13 protein-coding genes are annotated in these 15431 nt (G+C 38.0%); 2 read left to right on the plus strand and 11 right to left on the minus strand.

Features of this window, described 5'->3' with window-relative positions; all coding sequences use genetic code 11:
• Window positions 1–7: 7 nt before the first annotated feature.
• On the plus strand, window positions 8–1546 hold the full coding sequence (locus tag KJS36_RS00865) for a lipopolysaccharide biosynthesis protein (protein ID WP_213533363.1): 1539 nt from the start codon (window positions 8–10) through the stop codon (window positions 1544–1546).
• Here KJS36_RS00865 and KJS36_RS00870 read toward each other — a convergent pair whose 3' ends face one another.
• From KJS36_RS00870 to KJS36_RS00910, 9 genes are all read right to left on the minus strand, one after another.
• Window positions 1547–3319 carry a putative glycosyltransferase family protein gene (locus KJS36_RS00870; RefSeq protein ID WP_213533365.1) on the minus strand — a complete coding sequence of 591 codons (1773 nt, stop codon included), beginning with the start codon at window positions 3317–3319 and terminating at the stop codon, window positions 1547–1549. It abuts the gene before it with no gap.
• Window positions 3316–4272 (minus strand): glycosyltransferase family 2 protein, encoded by a 957-nt coding sequence (locus tag KJS36_RS00875; RefSeq protein WP_213533367.1) that lies wholly within the window; start codon window positions 4270–4272, stop codon window positions 3316–3318. The genes KJS36_RS00870 and KJS36_RS00875 overlap by 4 nt, the downstream gene beginning before the upstream one ends.
• Window positions 4269–5225: an alpha-1,2-fucosyltransferase gene (locus tag KJS36_RS00880; protein WP_213533369.1), complete on the minus strand. Its 957-nt coding sequence runs from the start codon at window positions 5223–5225 to the stop codon at window positions 4269–4271. Before KJS36_RS00880 ends, KJS36_RS00875 begins: the two co-directional genes overlap by 4 nt.
• Window positions 5222–6118: a glycosyltransferase family 2 protein gene (locus tag KJS36_RS00885; RefSeq protein ID WP_213533371.1), complete on the minus strand. Its 897-nt coding sequence runs from the start codon at window positions 6116–6118 to the stop codon at window positions 5222–5224. Before KJS36_RS00885 ends, KJS36_RS00880 begins: the two co-directional genes overlap by 4 nt.
• A complete protein-coding gene (locus KJS36_RS00890; protein WP_213533373.1) occupies window positions 6115–6930 on the minus strand; it encodes a LicD family protein in 816 nt (271 codons plus the stop codon). Before KJS36_RS00890 ends, KJS36_RS00885 begins: the two co-directional genes overlap by 4 nt.
• A 29-nt stretch (window positions 6931–6959) precedes the next feature.
• The gene (locus KJS36_RS00895) at window positions 6960–8513 is read right to left on the minus strand and encodes a glycosyltransferase family 39 protein (RefSeq protein ID WP_213533375.1); all 1554 of its coding nucleotides are present in this window, start codon (window positions 8511–8513) and stop codon (window positions 6960–6962) included.
• A 7-nt stretch (window positions 8514–8520) separates the two neighbouring features.
• On the minus strand, window positions 8521–9426 hold the full coding sequence (locus KJS36_RS00900) for a glycosyltransferase family 2 protein (RefSeq protein WP_213533377.1): 906 nt from the start codon (window positions 9424–9426) through the stop codon (window positions 8521–8523).
• 18 nt (window positions 9427–9444) lie between these two features.
• Window positions 9445–10422, minus strand: a complete 978-nt coding sequence (locus KJS36_RS00905; RefSeq protein ID WP_213533379.1) for a glycosyltransferase family 2 protein — start codon at window positions 10420–10422, stop codon at window positions 9445–9447.
• A gap of 141 nt (window positions 10423–10563) precedes the next feature.
• Window positions 10564–12480 (minus strand): KxYKxGKxW signal peptide domain-containing protein, encoded by a 1917-nt coding sequence (locus KJS36_RS00910; RefSeq protein WP_213533381.1) that lies wholly within the window; start codon window positions 12478–12480, stop codon window positions 10564–10566.
• Between the two features lie 261 nt (window positions 12481–12741).
• Here KJS36_RS00910 and KJS36_RS00915 point away from each other — a divergent pair, with 261 nt between their 5' ends.
• Window positions 12742–13701, plus strand: a complete 960-nt coding sequence (locus KJS36_RS00915; protein ID WP_244842516.1) for a ribose-phosphate diphosphokinase — start codon at window positions 12742–12744, stop codon at window positions 13699–13701.
• A 175-nt stretch (window positions 13702–13876) separates the two neighbouring features.
• Here the strand turns inward: KJS36_RS00915 and rplS are convergent, their stop codons facing one another.
• Window positions 13877–14227: a 50S ribosomal protein L19 gene (rplS, locus tag KJS36_RS00920; RefSeq protein WP_213534019.1), complete on the minus strand. Its 351-nt coding sequence runs from the start codon at window positions 14225–14227 to the stop codon at window positions 13877–13879.
• 119 nt (window positions 14228–14346) lie between these two features.
• The gene (gene dapA / locus KJS36_RS00925; protein WP_213533385.1) at window positions 14347–15240 is read right to left on the minus strand and encodes a 4-hydroxy-tetrahydrodipicolinate synthase; all 894 of its coding nucleotides are present in this window, start codon (window positions 15238–15240) and stop codon (window positions 14347–14349) included.
• Between the last annotated feature and the right edge of the window lie 191 nt (window positions 15241–15431).

Genomic DNA, 15431 nt, shown 5'->3' on the forward strand with positions numbered 1-15431 from the left:
GCAAATTATGCGCGTCATCAATTCTCTTCGTAACTCCGCCATGTCAATGCTGCAGATGCTTTTAAGCACATTCATCGGATTTGCCGTACGTACCGTCTTCATTCACACCCTCGGCAATGATTACAATGGCCTAAATGCCCTCTTTACCAGCATTATCTCAATGCTTTCAATCGCCGAACTCGGTATCGGTACAGCCATCATCTTCAATATGTACGTCCCGATTGCCAAAAAAGATACAGAAACCATCAAAAGTCTCATGCGCTTCTATCAGCGTTGTTATTGGGTCGTCGCAGCTTTTGTTACCGCCGTCGGGCTAATTCTTCTTCCCTTTCTACAATTTTTTAGTAAAAATAATTATCACGGTATTTCAGAAAATATCTATATTATTTACCTACTTTTCCTTGCAGGGAGCGTCTCCAGTTACTTCTTAAGCTACAAACGAGATATTTTCTATGCCCACCAAAAACAATATTTATTAAGTCTTTTTGATAGTGTTGAAAATATCATCTCAAGTGCTGTCTTTCTTATTATTTTACTCACAACGCACAACTTCATTTTCTATCTTATCGCACAGATTGTGTTAAACTGCATAGAAAATGTAGCTATCTGGTTCTATGCCAATCAACAATATCCTTATCTGCGCGAAAGCAACATTCAAAAATTAGACCACGGCATTATCGCAAAGTTCCGCAAACAGATTTATGGTATGCTTTATCATAATATTGCAACTTTTATTGTTTCCGGAACAAACAGTCTGATTATTTCCAAATTTATCGGACTTGCCAGCCTTGGACTTTATAGTAACTATATCCTCATTTCCAACAGTTTTTCAGGAATTTTAGTCGCGATTATCTCTGGTGTTACCGCCAGTATCGGCGACCTACTCACTGAAAAAAATCAAGAAAAATCATTTGATGCTTACCAAAAACTGACTTTTGTCACTTTCTGGATTTGTAGCTTCGTTGCTTCTTCACTTTTTGTTGTCATGCAGCCTTTCATCATCATCTGGCTCGGCAAAGACAGCCTTTTATCCCTTGCCGTCCTCCTAGTCATCGTCCTCAATTTTTACATCACAGGTATGCGCAAACCTCTCGGTGTTTTTCAATCCGCCGCAGGTATTTATTATGAAAATCGACATGTTCCGGTTGTTGAAGCGGTCGTCAATTTCATCGCTTCTCTCGTCCTTGTACATTTCTTAGGACTTGCTGGTGTTCTTCTTGGAACGCTCGTTTCCACAATGATTGTCTATGGTTATAGCTTTCCAAAATACATTTACACCCCAACATTCGGCAGAAAAAATTCCGAGTACGTCTGGGAACAAATTCGTTGGCTTGTTACTTTCCTTGCAATTTTAGCAATTTCAGAGTTCGTCAGCCTTTCTCTCCTAGCAGTTCCTAATCCTTGGGCAAAATTCTTCGTCAGTTTACTAATTGCGCTCATTGTCCCAAACGTTTTACTTCTGTTGCTCTTTCACAAGCGTCCAGAATTTCAATATTTTAAAGGTTTTATCCAACATTTCTTCCAAAGAAAAACACAAAAAAGCTGATTATTCAGCTTTTTTCTTTCTCTTTTTTACGATAATAATTATCAGAACCAGTAAACTCCCAATCACTTGTAGCAAACTTCCAACGATAAACCAGCTAGACGGTTGATAGCGCACAGTAAGCACATTTCCCCCTTCTTTTGCTTTGACAGAGACACCACCAATCACAGAAAGCTGGATATCCTTATTTGTGAGCTTTTTCCCATTGAGCTTAAGAACTGTGTGACCGTATTTTATGACTGGCAATCCTGTTTTTTGAGCATTCGCTGACTGCCAAGTCATCATCAGTCCGTCATTTGTCACTTTACGTTGTAGCTTACTTCCAGTGAAGTTCTGCATTTTGATAATGTCTGCATAAAAAGTGTTATAAAAAATCGATTCATTTTTAAACATTTTTACAGGGTTTGTTATTGTAGTATGATTTGGCAAATAATCAATCGTCTCACTAATAGGTGCTGTAATCACGGAACTCAACTGATTTCCTGTTAATAGTGATGCATCTTGATATACTTTAGCCCGTGCTTCTATTGAGGTAAAAATTCCCTTATCAGCGGGATTTTGCAAGTTACGCTGAACATTTAAGCTTTTATTTGCCGTCACTCCCATATACATCACAACACTTAAAAGCGTACAAAGGATTGTCACAACCGTGAACCATTTTCTTTTCGTTGTCTGACAACTTAACGCATAGCCTACGAGTACTAAGGCAAAAGGAAAAGCAAGTGCCATGAAACGTCCGAAAAATTGAAAAATCGTTGCTTCTGGCAATACAGCAATATTCAGAATCCCTGTCGCTATTGCGCTAAATAAAGCTGTCATTCCAAGCGCCAACCAAACCCAAGCAGGCACTTTTTTTGCTCGCCACAAGATGATAAGCACACTTAAAGCAATCACAAGGGCGATAAAAACAGAAATATTGGCAAAATTGAGTCCCAACAAACTAACTTTTGATGGCCAGTACAAAATATCTGACTGAAAAGGCATGACCATCTGAGGATTAGAATGTTTCACTTCAAAATAGCCACCATAAATATTGAAATTAAGAAGTAAAACTAGTCCAACAGCTTTGACCAGCGGAAATAGCCAGATTTTCCAGTTAATTTTCTGCCAAATACTTCTCACTAAAAAGATGATAAACGATAGTGCATAAGCGATAAGTCCTAAAACCAAGGAGAGCATATGCGTTTGTGCCAATAAAGTCAGCGCAACTGTTAATTCCCAAAATACAATAGGTCGTTGATTGTCGCGTACCAAGCGCAAAGAAGCAGCTACTATCAGCGGTATAAAAGCATAACCGACAGCGTACATTCCAGCCACTACCGGCGCAACCATTGCCCCCGTTGTGATAAATACCAGTCCCAAAACTAAGGCATAGACTTGTTTCACTTTCAATGTCCGCTGCAAATAATACATACTTGAAAGTCCAAAAACATTTGTCAGCCAGAGTGAAATTGACCACCAAACCAGCGTTTTAAAATGAACCATCAGTAAAATCGCCCCTTGCAAATAAGCATTTAAAGGACCATAAAAACTATTGACAATCTTCCCCGAATAATTAAAAGTATAAAATTGCTGAAAATAGGAAAAATGTCCCGTTTTTATCTGCATTGCCGCTTCCGTAAAACGATTTAAGTGAAAAAATCCATCGTTCCCGAGAATTCCCGTGCCGCCACCCATTACTATTTCAGGGACAAGCACGAAAAAGGATAGCAAAAAAATGCTGACAATAACGAGCCAAAACGACAGTTCTTTCTTCTCTCGACTTCTTCTTTTCATTTTTTACTCACCAGCTTTCTTATCGTACGCCGTGCGCGCCAAAAATTTCGCTGTGTAGAAAGAAAAGTGAGATACAGTCGTTTATTTCTTGCCCATTTTCCTCGTCCGTAACTTTCATTTTCTTTGACAATTCTGTCAAAAAATTCTTCTGCAATTTTTGTCTGTTCTCGTGCCGCTTTACGGGCATAACCATCATTCATTTTCAAACAATCTTGCCGAATATAATCCAGACATTCTGGATGTTTCTCAGAAAACCAATCCATCAAAAGCTGATTGCGTTTGAACAAATCAAAATTCTTCTCACGAATTCCCCCTTGAACCGCAGAATTCGCCCGTCTGCGATAATGATAGGTCGTTGTATGCACCAGCGCCATCTGCTCAATCTTATCCAGCATTTCAAAGAAAAAAACATTATCTTGATGCAAAATCCCCGCAGGAAATCTTACATCTTTCAAAATCTCAGCCGCATAAATCTTACACCAACATCCCATTCGTGCAAAACTATGGTCCTCATTTTCAAGAAGTTCTCGATAATTTCCCTTAATCAAACTCATTGCCGGTTTTTTCACTTCTTCTAAACCAGATTTTTCACGTGTGGGGCGACACATTGCGACCTGCGAATGCGTTTCTATAATCCCTTGATACAAGGTTTCTACGTGTGTCCGAGAAATCGTATCGTCACTATCTATAAAGATAATATAATCGCCCAAAGCCAAATCAAGCCCATGATTTCTTGCCACCGACTGTCCCTGATTTTCCTGATGAACCAGTCGGAAACGGTTATCAGCACTGACAAAGTCCTCACAAATTTTGACAGAACTGTCAAAAGAGCCATCATCAATCAATAGCACCTCAATATTTTGATAGCTTTGTTTTTGCACACTTTCAAGGCATTCTGTCAAAAATTCTTCGACATTGTAAATTGGAATAATAATACTAATTAATGCTGTCATAACTTTATCCAACTTTCCATCACAGGCGTTTGTCCCACAGGCTTCGCTGGCATCCAACGTTTTGGTCCAACCACGATTTTATCCTCTGCTTGTCCCAAATATTGCGCCCACCAAGAAAAAGTCGAATTTGAAATGATAAAATGCTTACAAGCAGCCATCAAACGTAATTTTTCAGGCAAGGAATTATCTGGCGTTTCAATAAAATAGCGCTCATTTTCTCCCAACGCACTTTCCGCAAATTCTTGCGCATAAGCCAAATCATCACTGAAAAAGACAAAAACAGGATTTTCCACTTTTTCCCTAATAATAGCCATTCCGCGTTTAAAATAATCTTCATCACACATAAAAAGTTGTTTTTTCCCCACGAAATCTCCACGCCGAATGGTCACACAAACAGAATTCTCCTCTTCAATCACGCGCATCAATTCCTTATTTTGCTCGCGCAATGCCTCTCGTGGCTGAAATTCTTCCAAAAGTTGCTCTCTCACAGGATTAGCAAACTGTTCATCTTCAAAAAAACCCTTCAAAAAAATCGTCTTTTCTTTTCCAGCGACAAAAGGCAAACCAAGGTTAGGAAAATGATAAACCGAATGTTTCCTAGACAAATCAGCAAAAGCTTTCGCCCAGCCTGTCAGCTCATCATATGGCTTCCCCCTCAGAGTCCGAAAACCAGCACGCGTTTTCAGCAATTTCCCCAAAGCAACAATCAAACGCTGCAACACTGTCAACTCAACCGCATCCTTCCGCTCATAAATCGTCTGAAAACCTTGCAAACTATCCTCCCAACCTTTTTCATCGGGTTGACGCTGCGCCTGCATCTCCAGAGCTTGAAAATTCATCAAAATCTCACCGCCAACTTGCGCCTGAATACTCCGCGCAAAGGCATACTGAAAAAGCTGATTCCCCAGCCGACCGTGAACTTCCACCACAATTTTTTTATCCGAATGTTTCATTTTACTATTCTTTGCCGCTCTCTAATCTGTGCTACTTTCTTTTGATAAAGTTGATTGATTTTTGGATTATCGCCAAACTTCTCTTGACAAAATTCTAAGACTTGTTGATAATTTTCTAACATTTCCTTAAAATTTTTCTGAGAATTCGCTGCCGAAATTGACCCTTGATTTACCAAATAAGCATGATGGTAAAGGCTTTTTGGGCAATAACTAATCACTGCCGCATAATAATACAACTGTGCATTGATTACCACATCATCACCCATATTTGCCGCCGGAAATTCGACTTTTTCAAGTACCTCCCGCTTAATCAGACGGTTCCATAATGTATTTCCAAAATCAAAAGACCATTTCTGAATCCGTTCCAGTTTATCCTCAGCAGCAGGCTTTTTCGTATGCACAACATCGTCGTTTCTAAAATAATCACAATAAACTATATCCGCACTCTCTGCCTGAGCAAGCAACAACATATCCTCAAGCATCGTTTCCTCCAGCCAATCATCAGAATCTACATGAAGGACGAACTCACCTTGAGCAAGTGCCAATGCTCGTTTTCTCGCCAACGGCGCTCCCTCATTTTCCTGATTATCAATGACTTTAAAGCGGTCATCTTGCTCAGCAAAGGTCTGCAATATCTCTAAAGACTTATCTGTTGACGCATCATTCACACAGAGAATCTCAATATTTTGATAAGTCTGATTGACAATACTTTCCAAACATCTTATCAAGTAATTTTCTACGTTATAAACAGGAACAATCACAGAAATCAAGGAGCTTTCCATCTTTTGTTCCTTTAATTTCTCCAAACGCTGCTCTAGCTTTCTTGCGCGCGATTTTGCCCGTGTTTCCACAAATAGCACTTTTTTTGCTATTTGAATTATTATTTTATTCATTTTGATTTTTTCCGCCAATAAAAGTGATAATAGCCATGTGTCTGATGGCTTTTATTTGGATTATATTCTCCATACATTCGCAAAAGATAATCTTCATAACCTGCAAAAGTCTGATAAATCTTTCCCTCAAATTCAACATCTACAAAATCTTGAAAATTTTCCCTAGGCAAAGTATCTCTATCGCCGTACTTCGACGCAATAAAAGCACAACTTTTTCCATCTGTCCTTGCATAGCGACTGGACAATTCTTTTACTTTCAATAATCGCTCACTCATTTTACCTTTTACCAAGCGATTATAACAAATTTCAGGTGAAAAACGCATAGTTTTCACAGCTACTTGCCACCATTTCCCACTGGTTGCTTTCGCTTTAAAACTTGATTTGATTGCCCCATTACGACGCACTTGCAACTTAAAATTTTCTGCTTCTTTCACATCATCAGGTAAAATATCAAAAGGAAAAATATCCACATAGACACCAAAACCATTCAGCTCCAAATGACTTGAACGTTGAACCGTTTCACTGTCTGTCAATTTTGCAAACAGATAAGGAGAATTTCCCATTTCAAGTGCCATCAAAGGAAACTCTGACTGACCTTCCAACAAAGCAATCAATTTTTCATATTCTGGGCGCAACAAGCCAATGTCAATATCATCATCGGCAGGAATAAAACCTTTCAGATGATGAGCGCCAAGTAAAGCACCACCAATCAAGGCATAGTGAATATCATTCTCTATGCAGAGCTGATGGACATAATTTAAAATAATTAATTCTCTTTCTTGAACTTCTTTTAAGGTTAATTTTTTCTTCATTTCTTTTATTATACTCTTTCGGGATAAATTTATCCCTTACTCATCAACTCTTTCTTCTCATAAAGATAATAAGTGTAATGCGAACTATCGCGTGTCTGACTATGTTGCGCCACAATTTTGTACTTAGTAATCAAAGCCTTTGGCACAGGCACCGTCCAGCGCGATTGCTCTTGTGATTTCTCTTGATTGACATCAAAAGTTGTTACGACAAAATCCACTTTCTCATCATTGACAGCCCGATTTTGTGCATCTCCATTCTCTGGATAATTCGCGTAAGGAATTTTTTGCAATTCAAAATAGCGAACCGTTGGCAGACGATGACTTGCCAGATAAAAACCTGAATCCAACATTCCATAATTCAATAAAGTAGAATGAGGAACTTTATCAATGATATGAGCAAATTCCGTCTGAGCCGAATTTTTCCCACCATCTGAATTATTAGGAAAATATCGTGAAAATTGTGGATTTTGATTGAGTGCAAAAGGCATTACAATTCCTAAAACTGAAAATAAAACAAGCACAGGTTTAGAAACATTCTTTGAAGTTAAGTAAACAAGCCCTAAAACAAAACCAATAATCCCCAAAGCAAAATAAGGCAGTGCCACATATTGATAATACGGCAAACCAACACCTGCATAAAGCTGAAGAGCGCTTGTCGCTAAAAAACAAAGGAAAAATAAGAACACATTTCTCTTAGAAAGTTTATGCCAAGTCAAAACTACAAACAAAAGCACGCCAATCAATAACACAAGATAAATCAAGCAATTTTGCTTTATAAAATCCGCTCCTGTACTAAGCGCTCGCCCTATTCTTGCTGTAAATGATAAATTTCCACTACCATAACTTCCCATATTTATTTTGAAATAAACATTATATAATGATTGGAGTACATGATTGAAAAGAAAGTAGGCTAAAACGGGAACCGTCACAGTCAAAAATCCTAAAAGCTCAAAAAGACAGAGCCTAAATAACTTACTAAATTCTCTCTTGAAAATAAACTGTACCGCTAAAAAGAGAAACAGAGCAATCCAAGCGCCAATAAGCGTATATTTTATCCAAAAAAGCAGTCCAACCAGCACACCCTGACTATAAAAATTTACCGACATCGAATGTTTATCCGCTAAAACACTATAAATCAAAAATAGTAAACAAGGAATGGCAAATTCCTCCGCAGAATCTCCTGTTTCAAACCAGGTGCTACTTAATAACAGCAGAGGCAAAAATAGTGTTGCAAAAAATGCCCCGCTTTCTGATAAAAATAACTTCCCTATCTTGAAAAACAAGATAAGATTGAACGACATCAGTAAGCATTCTATAATAAAAACACCATAAAAATTATCGCCAGTCAAACTCGCCAAAGCATGAATAAAATATAAAACAGGCCCTTTCTGTTCAAATAAATCTTTGTAAGGCACCAAACCATGTAAAATGCCACGTCCCATTGTTAAATAAGCATTAGAATCCACCCAGTTATTCGTAAAATAAAAAGGAGAATTTCTTGAATAGATAAAAAGAGTAAGGCAAGCAATCACTATGAGCAGTAACACAAACACTCTATTTTCACTTATTTTTTCTTGTTTCATTTTAAGTTTAAGGTTTCCGATGGATTTTTTCTAAACGTTTTTTGTAGGCAGGTTCTAGCTGTTTAACATTTTCACCAAATTTTTCCACACAAAATTGCCAAATCAGTCTATAATTTTTAGCCAAACTATCAAATGTTGCTTCTGTCAGTTTTCGCGTCATTGAAGCTTCATTGTATTGCCAATGATAAAGAGCTTTCACACAGTAACCAATCTTATCTGCATAATAATAAAGTTGTGTATTGATTACAATATCTTCACCAATATTTTCAGTAGGGAAAACAACTTTTTCCATCAATTCCCGCTTTACAAAACGGTTCCAAATCGTATTTCCATAGCCAAAAGAACGATTTTCTATCCGTTGCAATTTGTCTCCTTCAATCAAAATATTGGGGGTACGGACAATTTCTTGCTTTGTTGCTGTCTCTTTGATATAGTCACAAACTACCATATCATAACCACTTTTCAAGAAATAATAGAGACTTTCCACCATATCTGGCTCTATCCAATCATCACTATCTACATTAAGAACATAATCTCCTGTTGCATTTTCTAATGCTGTTTTTCGAGCTTGAGGCAAGCCTTCATTTTGAGGTTTTTCAATTACCTTAATCCGTTTATCTTTTTTTGCATAACTTTTTAAAATAGTCAAAGATTGGTCTGTTGAACTGTCATTGACACAGATAATTTCTAAATTTTGATAGGTTTGATTGAGAATGCTCTCTAAACACTGCGCAAGAAAATTTTCAACATTATAGACGGGGAGCAAAATAGAAACTTTAGCTTCTTTATGATGCTGACTTTTCTGTTGATTGATAATCGCTTGTGTTTGCTTTTCTTTTGCTTTAAAACGTAGCTCGTAAAGTAGGACAATTTTTGCCAAACGAATGATAAGTTGTAAGGGTTGTTTTTTCATAGTTTTTTCATAGTTTTTTCATAGATTTTTCTTAAAATATTGGTAAGAGAGAAAGAGATTTTTCCTAGTGAGATATTGTAATTTTCTCATTCTTGGGAGTTGTGCGAACCTTACTTTGGATAAATAAGGATTGAGTGCTGACGTTTTACAATAGTCTCTAAAATCTTTAAAACTATTGCTTGATGGAACGCAATGACGCAATTCACGCATTCCAAAAGAAACAATCATTTCATTCGCAATTTTCTGTCTCGCCTCATCTTTTGCATTTTCAATGAGTTTTTTTGAAATCGTCACATTATCATTGACCATATTTGGATTACGTTTGTGCGCTGCGCCATCTTTACGGCCTAAAAGATAGATATAATAAGGGGCTGGCTCCCAGTAAGTTGTTTCAACAAGATTGAACAAATCAATCGCAAAAACAACATCTTGTCCAGTCCGTTGATTGGTAAATAACAAGCCAGACTTTTCAAGAAAGTCTCTGCGGATAAGTTTATTCCATGGTGGCGTATAAGTCATTTGCTGGTGATGCTGATAAATATCTGCTTGCAATTCTATATTGCTCTGATAAAACTTTTCTGGTAAGATGGTAAAACTGTCCTCAATTTTTCCTGTACTTTCCCGATTAATCTTTAAACCAAAAATAACCATATCTGGCGCACTTTTTTCTATCTTTGGAAAAAGATTTTTTAAACTATCTGGTACAAGACTATCATCTGGGTCCATAAAAAGAACGTATTTTCCTTTGGCAACTTTAAAGCCGTTATTTCTTGCAAAACCAGAACCCTGATTTGTCTGATTAATGATTGTGAGATTTTCTAATTGTGAAAAATTTTCTTTAATAATTTCAAGAGTATTGTCTGTTGAACCGTCATTAACCACGATAATTTCTAAATTTATCGTACTTTGGCTCAAAATAGACTGAATACTTTTTTTTATATATTTTTCTACATTGTAAGCAGGTAGAATGACAGATAAGTCTGGTTGAATGGTCATTTATCGTCCTTTAATTCGACATTTATAAGCTTTATTATATCATAAAATTAAAAAATTTCTTGCGAGTTTTTTTAGTTTGAACAGTTAATAAAAACGAGTAGAATACTCTACTCGCTTTTTAATTTATTCATTTTTTTAAACTTAATCTGTAGATGCACCAGTGTTTGTATCTGCTGCTAGTGTTGTAGTTGTCGCAGTTCCACCTGTGCTTGGTGTTGTTGCAGCCGGTGCTGCAGTAGTTGTTGTTGTTTTATTTGCTGAAGAGCTGTAGAAAGCTACACCTTCAGATTTCCAACCTGCTTTTACATCTGCTTTTACTTCATAAGCACTTGTTGTGTAGAAGTGTTCGCCTGTATTTGGATTATAGATACGATAAACAGCAGTACCTTTCTTAGCGGCATAGAATGCAATTCCTTCAGATTTCCAACCTGCTTTTACAAGATTACTCTTTTCGTAAGCACTCGTTGTGTAGAGATGTTCTCCTGAATTCTTATTATAGACACGATAAACTGCTACACCAGTCTTAGGTGCATAAAATGCTGTTCCTTCTTCTGTCCATCCCAATTTCGCATCAGCATTTCTTTCATAAGCACTTGTTGTAAAGAAATGTTTACCTGTTGTCTTATTGTAAAGACGATAAACTGCTTGAGTTGCTACTGCACTAGGTGCTGCTGAGCTTGCAGATGAAGAACTTGAAGAGCTACTTGATGAAGAACTGCTACTAGATGATGAACTTGAGCTACTAGATTCACTAGAACCTACAACCACATTAACAGTTACTGATGCAGGTGTCAATCCTGTGCTTGCTGGGATTGACAGAGTGTATGTTACAGGATAAGTTCCTGCTTTTGCAGTATTGACAGTACCTGATGCTGTGATTTTAGCTGAAGCATTTACAGTCATATCGCCTGTTGTTTTATCTGGCGTAATCAAGTTTTCAAACTTACCGTTTGTTCCTGCAGTTTCATAGTAATCTGTGTAGAATGCCATCAAGTAGCCACTATAAGTGCTTACTGCAGTAGGGTCAAATGTTGCTCCTTCAGAAACTTGTACTGGTGTTGTTGCATAAAGGCCAAGCGCACCAGCTTTACCAGATGCAGTCGCTCCAGTTGTTACATCTGCACCTGAAGATGCAGCTTGCATTTTAGCTAGAGCTGAAGTTGCAGTTGTTAATTCAGTACCAACTACCGCTTGTTCACCTTCTAAGCCATAAACCAAACCGCTGGCATCGTGATAGGCATTTGCATTATCCGAAAGGCTAAATGCTTGAGAACCGTTTGAGTTCCCTGATTTATCAGTTGCAGCAACAGTAATCGTACCATTTGAAACAGCAAATGAATGACCACCCCAAACGTCAACTTGTGCATAAGCTGAGTTAGCAGCTGCCATATCAGCAGTATAGCTTGCTGTTGAACCATTTGCTGAATATTCTGTAACGGCAGCTTGATAGTCTGAGTAATAAGTAGATGCTTCAACTTCAAGACTTCCAAGAGAAGCAATAATTTGTTGTGTCATGCTACTTGCTGCTGTCGCTGCTGATTGAGCAACTGTGGCGAGGCTTTGATTATCAGATGTTGGATTTTGCCAAGCAAGTGCAGAGGCTTGTGACGCAATAACACCAGCTGAAGCTGTCGCACTAACTGCTTGTGCTGTGTGATTGTAAAGGAAGTATTCAATTGGATTTGTAACAGCATCGCCTAAAACTGTCGCACCAGAAGAAACTGGCATTGCTGTTGGGAAGTCACTTGGCACTCCAAGGATAGCCGCAAATGTAGAATGACCAGCATTTTGGCTAAGGATAGGTGCCAAACTTGCTGTTGCGTGAGCTTCTCCACCAAAGTTTGCCCCACCGCTTGCAGCTACTGTTGCTGTACCAGTTGAGGCACCTGTGTAAATGTCGGCAGCTGGTGGCATTGTAGTTGCAGATGGGTTTGTTGCTGCATAAACTGCACCTGTACCTGCTGCGAGAGCAACAAGTGTTGCTGAAGCAAAAAGCCACGTTTTGCCTGATTTCCAAGAACGAAAATGTGTGTTCTTGTTTTGTGAAGGTGTTTTCATTTTTGTTTCTCCTTTTAAGAAAAATAATAACTCTATTTTTTTAGCTTAATTGATTCTAAAAAAATATGTTCAATTATGTTATATCGCTTTTATTGTGTTTTGTCAACAAAAAGTTCATTTTTTCACAAAGTTCACAATCTTTCATACGCTTTCATTTTAAGTTTCAAAAAAATTTATCAAAATTTGTGAATAGGTACTATGAAATGTCAGCTATTTTTGATAAAATGGTTTTATCATATTTATAAAAATAGGAGAAATGACGTGGTTTACTCTGATTCGCATTTAAAACTTTTTGCTTTGAGTTCAAATCCTGCTCTGGCTGAGAAAATTAGCCAGTTTACTGGTGTACCTTTGGGAAAAGTAACAACAAAACAATTTTCTGATGGTGAAATAATGATTAACATGGAGGAGAGCGTACGTAACCGCGATGTTTATGTGGTACAATCAACGAGCTGTCCAGTTAACGATCATCTTTGGGAATTGTTGATTATGATTGATGCTTGCAAGCGTGCTTCTGCTCGTTCTGTAAGTATTGTAATGCCTTATTTTGGCTATGCGCGTCAAGACCGCACAGCAACTTCTCGTGAGCCGATTACGGCAAAACTTGTGGCAGATATGCTGGTTAAAGCTGGCGCTGACCGCGTGTTGACTTTAGATTTGCACGCTGTTCAAGTACAAGGTTTCTTTGATATCCCTGTTGATAATTTATTTACTGTGCCACTTTTTGCACATTATTATCATGATATGGGATTGGAGGGGGATGATGTTGTTGTCGTTGCTCCAAAAAACTCTGGTATTAAACGCGCAAGAAGCTTAGCTGAATACCTAGAGTCACCAATCGCGATTGTTGATTATGAAGACGATGATAAACATCGTGAAAATGGTTATGTTATTGGTAATGTAACAGGTAAAAAAGTTATTTTGATTGATGATATCTTGAATACTGGTGTGACATTTGCCAATGCTGCTGCTGTCGTCCGCGAAGCTGGTGCAAAAGAAATATATGCTGTTTCAAGCCATGGTTTATTTACAACAAATGCAGCTGACATTTTGAATAAGGCAGACATTAAAGAAATATTAGTGACTGACTCTGTCGTTACAGACCATCCAAAACCTGATAATGTCAAATATTTGAGTGCTGCTGAGTACTTAGCGAGTGCTATCTTGCGTATCCACGAAGGACGTCCCGTTTCTCCACTTTTTGAACACGAAAAACCTTAACCTCTTTTAATCATTTGAAAATTTGAGTGTTAAACTTAAAACTATAATAAAAAATGTTAGAACAATTCTAACATTTTTTATTTGCCCACTTTTCGCCTACCAAATAAAATAATAATTTAGAATAAGATGAAAACACGAAAAGAAAAAACCACTCTATTGAGCGATTTTAATTTGTTTATTTTGCACGACGTTCAGGGATACGAGCAGCTTTACCTTGCAGAGCGCGGAGGTAATACAATTTCGCACGACGAACACGTCCGTGACGGATAACTTCAATTTGTTCAACACGTGGTGTGTGAAGTGGGTAGATACGTTCTACACCAACACCGTTTGAGATTTTACGAACAGTGTAAGTTTCTGAAACGCCAGTTCCTTTACGTGCGATTACAACGCCTTCAAAGATTTGGATACGTTCGCGTGTTCCTTCAACGACTTTCGCGTGAACACGTACTGTATCTCCTGCACGAAATTCTGGAATATCTGTGCGGAGTTGTCCTGCATTGATTTCTTCGATGAGATTAGCCATCTGATTTTTCTCCTTTTTGCCCATCATTCAGCATCCCGCTCAGCGGATAGACAGTTTTATTTGTGTGCATAAAAGCACTTATCTAGTTTAACAAAAATTTTGTAAATTAGCAAGAGCTACTATTTATCAAGGATATCGTTAATTTTCTTGACTTCTTCTTCTGTCGCTGCAACAAGTGGCAAGCGCAAGCCTCCTACATTGTAGCCGCGTTTGTTGAGAACGGCTTTGATTGGAGCTGGACTTGGGAGTGAAAATAAAGCATTGATTTTCGGTAAAATCAAACGATGAATGGCTGCAGCACGTGCAACTGTTCCATTTTTTAATTCGTCAAACATTTCGTAGATTTCATTTCCTAAAACATGGCTGGCTACTGAGATAACTCCTTGTGCGCCAAGCGCTTTGGCATGAAAAGCTAATCCATCTTCTCCTGTATAAATCAAAAAATCTGTTGGAGCATTTTCTACAAGAAAGGCAAGATTTTCAACGTCCACGCAATCTTTAATCGCGAGGATATTTGGCAATTTTGCCAAACGTAAAATGGTATCGGGTTCGATTTTAGTGACAACACGTCCTGGGATATTGTAGATGATGATTGGTAGTTCAGAACTTTCAGCGATTGCTTTGAAGTGCTGATAAACACCTTCTTGGCTCGGTTTATTGTAGTAGGGTGTAACGGCAAGCCCTGCTGAGATGTAGCCAAGTTTTGCGACTTCTTTGACAAATTCAATCGAATCACGTGTGTCATTTGTACCAACTCCTGCAATAAGTGGCACGCGCCCTTTTACAGTCGTATTGACAAAAGCAAAAAGCTCTAATTCTTCATCATGTGTTAAGGTTGGGCTTTCGGCTGTTGTTCCAGCTAAAATAAGAGCTTGTGTGTGATGTGCCAATAAATCTTCGATTAGTTTTGGTAATACTTCAAAGTTAATATCGCCATTTTCATCAAAAGGGGTAATCAGGGCTGTGATAATTTCCACGTTTTTGAATGTATCAAGCGTTTGTTGTGATGTCATCTTGTTCTCTCTTTCTTGTTGCAAAAAAGCAACCCCAAAATAGAGGTCGCCGCATAAAATTTCTTTTTATACATTAGCGCAACTTGGAAGATTTCCAAGACAGTTCGCAGGATTTAACCTGACGACCCAAGCTGATTTTTGTGAGAAATCAACTTTCGGCGAGAAACTCCGCGTTCAGACTTCTTTGCACT

This window comes from Lactococcus nasutitermitis (assembly GCF_018403765.1).
GTDB lineage: Bacteria > Bacillota > Bacilli > Lactobacillales > Streptococcaceae > Lactococcus > Lactococcus nasutitermitis.